This window comes from Sporosarcina sp. P19, assembly GCF_002743165.1.
Classification (GTDB): domain Bacteria; phylum Bacillota; class Bacilli; order Bacillales_A; family Planococcaceae; genus Sporosarcina; species Sporosarcina ureae.
This window is the reverse complement of the sequence record NZ_PDYR01000005.1, coordinates 198,264-207,348: the sequence shown is the minus strand read 5'-3', so window position 1 is coordinate 207,348 and position 9,085 is coordinate 198,264. Positions and strand designations below refer to the sequence as shown.

Below are 9,085 nucleotides of genomic sequence, written 5' to 3'. Positions count from 1 at the left end.
TCCTCCTTGGTTATTATTAGGGGTCAAGTAGTCGATGCCTTGACACCCCCGAATCATACCAAGGGGACTTTTCTATTTCAATAGGGCTCCACTAACCAAACAGGAATGCTCCGGGAGGATCAGCGTGCGCCTTGAGACCCTGGACTGAACGAAGTGAGGGAAGCGGCTCAAGCCACGCCCTCCGGAAAGCGTCCCTGTCTGGAACTCCAATCCCCAAACCGCAAGCCAACATCAAGCCTTACTATTTCCAATGAAATTTTCATTAACCAAACAAACAAAAGGGTGGGAGAACAATGGACTTTAAATTATCAGAAGAACACGAAATGATCAGAAAAATGGTGCGCGACTTTGCACAAAAAGAGGTAGCACCAACCGCAGCACAACGAGACGAAGACGAAACCTTCGACATGGACATCTTCCACAAGATGGCAGAACTCGGACTCACAGGCATTCCGTGGCCAGAAGAATACGGCGGCATCGGCAGCGACTTCCTAGCCTACGTCATCGCAGTAGAAGAACTATCCCGTGTCTGCGCATCTACAGGCGTCGTCTTGTCTGCACACACATCTCTAGCAGGATGGCCACTATTTAAATACGGCAACGAAGAACAAAAACAAAAATACTTACGCCCACTTGCAGAAGGTTCGAAGATGGGGGCATACTGCTTAACGGAAGCAGGCTCAGGATCAGACGCAGGCGGCATGAAAACTACGGCAAAGCTTGACGGTGACGACTACGTGCTTAACGGCTCGAAAATCTTCATCACCAATGGCGGAATTGCTGACACATATATTGTCTTCGCTGTAACGGATCCAGAATCCAAACATAAAGGAACAAGCGCATTCATTGTAGAAAGCACATTCGAAGGATTTTCTGTAGGTAAAAAAGAGAGAAAACTGGGTATTCGTTCATCCCCGACAACAGAAGTCGTATTGGATAACTGTCGCGTGCCGAAAGAAAACCTTCTAGGAGCAGAAGGTGATGGGTTCATTATTGCAATGAAAACACTTGATGGCGGACGTAACGGAATTGCCGCGCAAGCAGTAGGAATTGCACAAGGCGCATTGGATGCTGCAGTCGACTACTCAAAAGAACGTGTACAATTCGGCAAGCCCATCGTAGCTAACCAAGGCATCAGCTTCAAACTAGCGGATATGGCGACAGCGACAGAAGCATCTCGTCTGTTGACATACCAAGCAGCATGGCTCGAATCGAACGACCTGCCGTATGGTAAAGCATCTGCTATGGCGAAATTAATGGCTGGTGACACAGCGATGAAAGTAACAACAGAAGCGGTTCAAGTATTCGGCGGCTACGGTTATACAAAAGATTATCCGGTAGAGCGCTATATGCGTGACGCAAAAATCACGCAAATTTATGAAGGTACACAAGAAATTCAACGTCTCGTCATCTCGCGTATGCTGACGAAATAACAGGAGGTCTATGCAATGCCAAAACATGAAGTGAAATCTACCGTCAAAGACGAAGAACTCGTTCAGAAGCGACGTGAACAAATTAGCCGGGGCGCTGTGAAATTGTTTATCGATAAAGGATTCCACAGGACGACTACACGTGAAATCGCCAAAGAAGCGGGCTTCAGTATTGGCACACTGTACGAGTATATTCGGACAAAAGAAGATGTCCTTTATCTCGTCTGTGACAATATTTATAATGAAGTCAAGTTTCGTTTATCTGAACTCGATAACAATGACAACACGGTAGAAGGGCTACGTGTGGCGATTGCACGGTATTACGAAGTCATCGATCAAATGTCGGATGAATTCCTCGTCATGTACCAGGAGTCGAAGTCGTTACCAAACGAGGCGCTTCGTTATGTACTCACTAAAGAACTGGAAATGGTCGAGCAATTTGAGATCATCATTCGTAAATGCATGGAAGCTGGGAACCTACACATCGGACCGGATGAAGTATCATTGACCGCACACCACATCCTCGTATCTGGCCAAATGTGGTCATTCAGAAGATGGGCGTTGCGCAAACAATATACGTTACAACGCTATACGAAAATACAAACTGATCTAATTATCAAAGGCGTAGAGAAGTAAATAACTTGCGGACTCCGCCATGAAAACCTTCGTGGCGGCGGTCAGCATGTACGGAAGGTGGAAGGCAAATGGTAACTGAGGAAATCTATAAACCGAAACACCATATTCGTTTCGTGACGGCATCGAGTTTATTCGACGGGCATGATGCATCGATCAATATCATGCGCAGAATATTACAGGCAACCGGAGCGGAAGTTATTCATCTCGGACATAATCGATCTGTTGAGGAAGTTGTAAACGCTGCCATTCAAGAAGATGTGCAAGGAATCGCTATGTCATCCTATCAAGGTGGTCACGTGGAGTATTTCAAATACATGCATGACTTGCTGAAGGAAAGAGGCGCTTCTCACATTAAAATATTCGGCGGTGGTGGAGGAGTCATCATCCCGAAAGAAATCAAAGAGTTGCATGAATACGGCATTGAATGGATCTTTTCACCGGAAGACGGTCGGAAACTAGGTCTGCAAGGCATGATCAATAAAATCATGGAACTATCGGATTTCTCCACGACTCCCGAAAGCGAAGAGGCTAATCTGGAACAACTGACAGCAGAAACACCAGGGATCCTAGCCAATTTAATTACCTACGTAGAAGAAAAGCATTTGAACAAAGATGACGCGACGGAGCAATTACTCGACCATGCACGTTCTATGTCCAAGCAAACACCAGTACTCGGTATCACAGGTACAGGTGGAGCAGGTAAAAGTTCCTTGACGGATGAATTAATTCGCCGTTTCTTGCGTGAATTCCCTGACAAAAGAGTAGCGATTCTTTCTGTAGATCCAACAAAGCAAAAAACAGGCGGTGCGTTACTTGGCGACCGGATTCGCATGAATGCGATTTTTAATAACCGTGTTTACATGCGTAGTCTCGCAACACGTGGATCACGTTCCGAGCTGACAACCGCTATCCATGATGTACTCGATGTCACAAAAGCAGCTGGCTATGACTTAATTATTGTAGAGACGAGTGGGATCGGGCAAGGGGATGCGCGCATTACAGATGTCTCCGACGTTTCGATGTACGTCATGACGAGCGAATTCGGTGCGCCGACACAGCTTGAGAAAATCGACATGATCGACTTTGCGGACTTAATTGTTATCAATAAATTCGAGCGCAAAGGTTCCGAAGATGCATTGATTCAAGTACGCAAGCAGTATCAGCGTAGTCATTTGCTATTTGATCAGGATCTAGAAACAATGCCTGTATACGGAACGATTGCAAGCCAGTTTAACGATAAGGGCACTAACACACTTTTCGCAGCGCTTGTTGAAAAAATTAACAACGCAACGGATTCGGATTGGACGACAAGCTACACAGACTTCGTGACGAATCAAAAGCAAACCGTAATCATTCCGCCCGACCGAAGCCATTACTTGCGTGAAATCGCTTCCACCGTTCGTAACTACCATGCGAAATCCAAACAGCAAGCAGAACTGGCACGCCGCGTGTTCCAATTGGAAGGTGCGATTGAAGCGGTGAAAGAAGCCGATTCTAATGAAGCATTACTAGATTCATTGAATAGCTTGAAAGAAGGCGTCGAGGAGCAATTAACAAGCGAATCTAAGCGTGCTTTGAAAAACTGGGAACCTTTGAAAGAGTCTTACGAGCAGGATGAATATGTGGTGAAAATCCGCGACAAAGAAATCCGTACGACGCTTAATACCGTTAGTCTATCTGGCTTGAAGGTTCCGAAAGTGGTCTTGCCGCAATATAAAGATTATGGAGAAATCCTACGCTTTGTATACAGCGAGAATGCTCCAGGATTCTTCCCGTATACTGGAGGTGTCTTCCCATTCAAACGTGAAGGAGAAGATCCGCGCCGTCAGTTCGCTGGAGAAGGAACACCTGAACGTACAAATCGTCGTTTCCACTACGTATCAAAAGATGACGATGCAAAACGTTTATCTACAGCGTTTGACTCTGTCACGTTATACGGAGAAGATCCTGACGAGCGTCCTGATATTTACGGAAAAGTTGGCGAGTCTGGTGTGAGCATCTGTACACTAGAAGACATGAAAAAGCTCTATGACGGCTTCGATCTTTGCGCACCCACGACGTCTGTTTCCATGACAATCAATGGACCGGCACCCATTATTCTAGCGATGTTCATGAACGCAGCAGTCGATCAGCAAGTACGTAAAAAAGAAGAAGAGCTCGGACGGACACTTACTGTCGAAGAGTTCACTGAAGTACGTGAAATGACATTCCAAACAGTTCGTGGAACAGTTCAAGCGGATATATTGAAGGAAGACCAAGGACAAAATACATGTATCTTCTCTACAGAATTTGCATTGCGTTTAATGGGCGATATCCAGCAGTATTTCATTGATAAAAAAGTTCGTAATTATTATTCTGTATCCATTTCGGGCTACCATATCGCAGAAGCAGGGTCCAATCCGATTTCGCAGCTAGCGTTCACACTCGCAAACGGCTTCACGTATGTGGAATATTACTTGAGCCGCGGCATGCATATCGACGACTTTGCACCAAATCTATCGTTCTTCTTCTCAAATGGACTCGATCCCGAATATACGGTAATTGGTCGCGTGGCGCGTCGCATTTGGGCGGTTACGATGCGTGACAAGTACGGAGCCAATGAACGCAGTCAAAAATTGAAGTACCATATCCAAACATCCGGCCGTAGTTTGCATGCGCAAGAAATTGATTTCAACGACATTCGCACAACATTGCAGGCATTGATGGCACTACAAGATAACTGTAACTCGTTGCACACGAATGCTTACGACGAAGCCATTACGACACCAACAGAAGAATCTGTTCGTCGTGCGATGGCGATCCAAATGATCATCATGAAAGAACACGGCTTATCGAAGAACGAAAATCCGCTTCAAGGGGCTTACATCATTGAAGAAATGACAAGTCTCGTAGAAGAAGCGGTATTACAAGAATTCGATCGACTGAACGACCGTGGCGGCGTACTGGGCTCTATGGAGACGCAGTACCAGCGCGGCAAGATCCAGGAAGAATCGATGTATTATGAAATGAAGAAGCACTCAGGCGAGCTGCCGATCATCGGTGTCAACACATATTTGAACCCGAATCCGCCGTCTGAGGAAGATATCGACAATATGGAATTGGCGCGTGCGACACAAGAAGAAAAAGAGTCACAGATTACCAATTTACGCGCGTTCCAAGCTAAACATGCTGACGAAGCGGGGCAAGCGCTTGCTGATCTTCAGGAAGTGGCGATTACAGGAGGCAATGTCTTCGCTGAGTTAATGAAGACGGTGCGAGTAGCGAGTCTCGGACAAATTACGAATGCGCTTTACGAAGTAGGCGGGCAGTACCGCCGTAATATGTAATTGCATCTCAAAGGGGATCTCACAGAAGCCATCACTTCTTGTGGCATCCTCTTTTGTATGGGCTAAGTGCTTGGGATTGCAACTCCAGCTGGGGACGCGTTCCGGAGGGCGTGGCTTACTCAAATACAATCTGTAAAAGTGCATGCTCCTAACGCTTCGCTTTTACTCGCAAAAGCCGTCCTTCGCTACGGCTTTCGCTGATCCTCTCAGAGTCGTCCCAGCTTCCGTTGCAATCCTTATGTAGAGAGTGGAAGGACGTAGGATACTCAGTGGCTATGGAGTGTGAGTTTTTCTTGCCTTTGAAAGTAGTTAAGTTTAAGGCCAGAGTGAGTGCGAACGATAGGTACTAAACCAATTACAAGCGCAGCTTTAATGGGCAACAATAAGTGGCACCCACTCTGATTGCAAGGGATTGGCGCGTAGGAGGGGCGACTCCTAGAGGATCAGTCCGACAGGTGAGACAACTATAGGGAGCGTAGCGACCTAGTTGGCTCACCGCGGACCCTCAGGAAAGCGTCCCCTCCGAAGCGCCAATCGCCACCCCAACAGCCATGCCAGCCACTCTATCTCAAGTATCCTATGAAACTTAATCCATTACGCAAAATTCTTTCCCCATCAAAGTGGATAATTTAGTAAGTTAGTCAGTATAATGAGAACAACAAAGAAAAGGGACGTGCTGAATGTGAGATGGTACTATCATGCAATCATAATAGCTCTCTTAATTACACTCACACTCATCTTCTACAACAGCGGACTCGGCATAATCCCCTTCACCATTGGGGCGGTCTACCTGGGGTATTTGACCATTACTGAGTATAGAAATATAAAGAGAAGTAAAAGAATGTAGCATATTGGTAGAAATAACGTATATAATGTACACTATGCTTATATGCTACAAGATAAAAACGTCGATCGGCCAAATCATTCACTGACTTGGTCGGTTCCGCGTGTGATTGATAGAAGAAAGGACGTGCCATACATTGAATATCCATGACATGACAAAAGAAGAACTGTTGGAAGAATCATTAATCAACATTACGCACCAGGTACTGACAGAACGACGTGAATCCCTCACGTTGGCGGAATTAATGGAAGAGTTCCGTAAACTTACAGGTATAAGCGAGAAAGAATTGAAGGAAAAACTCCTTCAATTTTATACAGACCTGAACATCGATGGCAGATTCCTTGCGATCCAAGACAACCGTTGGGGCTTACGCGAATGGTATCCAGTTGATCAGATTGAAGAAGAAACAGCACCTGTCGTAAAAGTACGTAAAAAGAAAAAGAAGAAAAAAGATTATGACGAAGATGATATCGAAGAAGATGATGATGACGAAGAAGAAATCTTCGATGAAGAATACGTAGAACTCGGCGAAGAAGATGATGTAGACGACGAGGATGAGGAAGAAGAGGAAGTAGTCGAACTCGAGGAAGACTTAATCGATCCTGATGACGACCTGGAAGTTATTCCCGAAGTAGAACTCGATATCGAAGAAGATGACGAGGACGATGAAGAAGAGTACGAAGAAGACGAAGAGTACGAGGAAGAGAAATAATCGGACTTGACTTTTAGTGCCCAAAAATATAAGATTTGGATGGGCTCCTGAAAAGGACACATAAATTCGTGTATACGCGCTCCTTATTGTAGTTACGCTACAAACGGGGCGCTTTTTTGATTTTATATCGACCCTAATAGCTTGGAAAAAGAATAAATGGAGGCACTACACATGACAAAATATATTTTCATTACAGGCGGCGTCGTCTCTTCTTTAGGTAAAGGTATCAACGCAGCATCACTCGGACGTTTACTTAAGAACCGCGGTTTGAAAGTCACGAACCAAAAATTCGATCCATATATCAATATTGATCCACGCATGATGAGCCCATACCAGCACGGAGAAGTTTTCGTAACGGAAGACGGAGCGGAAACGGATCTTGACATCGGTCACTATGAGCGTTTTATAGACATCGAATGTAATCGTTACTCCAACGTAACGATGGGGAAAGTCTATGATCTAGTATTGCGCAAAGAGCGCGCTGGCGAATATAATGGTGCAACAGTTCAGGTAATACCACATATTACCAATGAAATTAAAGAATTGATCAAACGTGCAGGTCAAACATTGAACGCAGATGTCGTCATTACAGAAATTGGTGGCAGTGTAGGGGATATCGAATCATTGCCGTATCTTGAAGCCATTCGCCAATTAAAAACGGATCTTGCGAAGGATGACGTGATGTACATTCACAACACACTCATTCCGTATTTGCATGCAGCTGGTGAAATGAAAACGAAGCCGACACAGCACAGTGTAAAGGAATTGCGTAGTCTTGGAATTCAGCCGAACATGATCGTCGTGCGAAGCGAGTACCCAGTTCCGCAAGAAATGAAAGACAAGATCGCGTTATTCTGTAACATTAAGTCAGAAGAAGTAATTGAAGCACTTGATGCGGAAACTCTATACGAAGTACCACTTCGTTTGCATGAACAAAACATGGATCAGCTAGTTGTGGACTACTTGGGTCTTGAAACACCACAGCCTGAACTTTCGGAAGTGGAAGAACTAGTGAAGTTGGTTAAGTCACTAAAAGAAACAGTGAAAATCGGTTTAGTTGGTAAGTATGTAGAATTACAAGATGCATACATCTCGGCAGTTGAAGCTATGCGTCATGCTGGATATGCGTTCGATGCAGACATCGATATTCAGTGGATCAACTCGGCAGATGTGACGTCTGAAAACGTAGCAGAACTTCTTGGAGACGTAGATGGTATTCTTGTGCCAGGTGGTTTTGGAGATCGTGCAATCGATGGGAAAATTGAAGCGATTACGTATGCACGCGAACAGAAAATCCCATTCTTCGGTATCAGTTTAGGTTTGCAGTTAGCAGCTACTGAAATCGCACGTAATGTCATCGGTCTAAAAACAGCTCATTCACTGGAGTTCGACACAGAGACTGAGCATCAGATTACGACATTCCACCCAGATTGCCGTACAGCACGTGAAGCAGACAGTACATTACGTTTAGGTGCTTATCCGTGTAAAGTAGCTGAAAACACGAAGGCTTCCGCTGCATATGGCGAGGAGTTAGTGTACGAGCGTCATCGCCACCGTTATGAGATGAACTTGGCATATCGTGCGCAGTTGGAAGAAGCAGGATTTATCGTATCTGGAATTAGCCCGGACGGTCGCTTGATCGAAATTATGGAGATGAAAGACCATCCATATTTCGTGGCTTGCCAGTTCCACCCAGAATTTGCTTCCCGTCCAAATCGTCCATCACCACTAATCCGCGACTTTATCCGCGCGGCGCTTGAGCATAGAAACTAAAAACAGTGCCCACAGAAGACTTGTCCTCTGTGGGCATTTTTACTTTAAAAATTTTAGGGCGGTAGTAGAAGTGAGAGTGAAGGGAGAGATTGCGTTGGGATTGAAGCTCCAGCTTTCGCTTCAATCCTACTTATATGGTGAATTCAGCTAATATGAGCGGTTGCCGACCTAGTATGAGCGCTTGTCGCTGATGATAGAGCGGTTAGACTTGAGTTATGAGCGCTTAATCAGTTTAATGAGCGGCTACGCAGGAAATATGAGCGCTTGAACAGATTATTGAGCGTTTGCGACAGTTCAATGCGCAACAAGAAGTATTATCCACTTGCAATGCAGGGATTGGAGCACATCGTTGCACTAGGAGGGG

5 protein-coding genes are annotated in these 9,085 nt (G+C 45.3%); all 5 read left to right on the top strand.

Annotation, left to right across the window (positions count from 1 at the left end; all coding sequences use genetic code 11):
* Window positions 1-293 precede the first annotated feature (293 nt).
* The 5 genes from CSV74_RS08015 to CSV74_RS07990 all read left to right on the top strand — a co-directional run bounded on the left by CSV74_RS08015 (window position 294) and on the right by CSV74_RS07990 (window position 8,721).
* Window positions 294-1,433 (top strand): acyl-CoA dehydrogenase, encoded by a 1,140-nt coding sequence (locus CSV74_RS08015; RefSeq protein WP_099691285.1) that lies wholly within the window; start codon window positions 294-296, stop codon window positions 1,431-1,433.
* Window positions 1,434-1,448: 15 nt separating this feature from the next.
* Window positions 1,449-2,066, top strand: coding sequence for a TetR/AcrR family transcriptional regulator (locus tag CSV74_RS08010; protein WP_029053474.1), 618 nt, complete (start codon window positions 1,449-1,451; stop codon window positions 2,064-2,066).
* 68 nt (window positions 2,067-2,134) lie between these two features.
* Window positions 2,135-5,392 (top strand): fused isobutyryl-CoA mutase/GTPase IcmF, encoded by a 3,258-nt coding sequence (icmF, locus tag CSV74_RS08005; protein ID WP_099691284.1) that lies wholly within the window; start codon window positions 2,135-2,137, stop codon window positions 5,390-5,392.
* Between the two features lie 980 nt (window positions 5,393-6,372).
* Window positions 6,373-6,948, top strand: a complete 576-nt coding sequence (gene rpoE, locus CSV74_RS07995; protein ID WP_029053472.1) for a DNA-directed RNA polymerase subunit delta — start codon at window positions 6,373-6,375, stop codon at window positions 6,946-6,948.
* Between the two features lie 171 nt (window positions 6,949-7,119).
* Window positions 7,120-8,721 carry a CTP synthase gene (locus tag CSV74_RS07990; protein WP_099691282.1) on the top strand — a complete coding sequence of 534 codons (1,602 nt, stop codon included), beginning with the start codon at window positions 7,120-7,122 and terminating at the stop codon, window positions 8,719-8,721.
* Window positions 8,722-9,085: the final 364 nt, after the last annotated feature.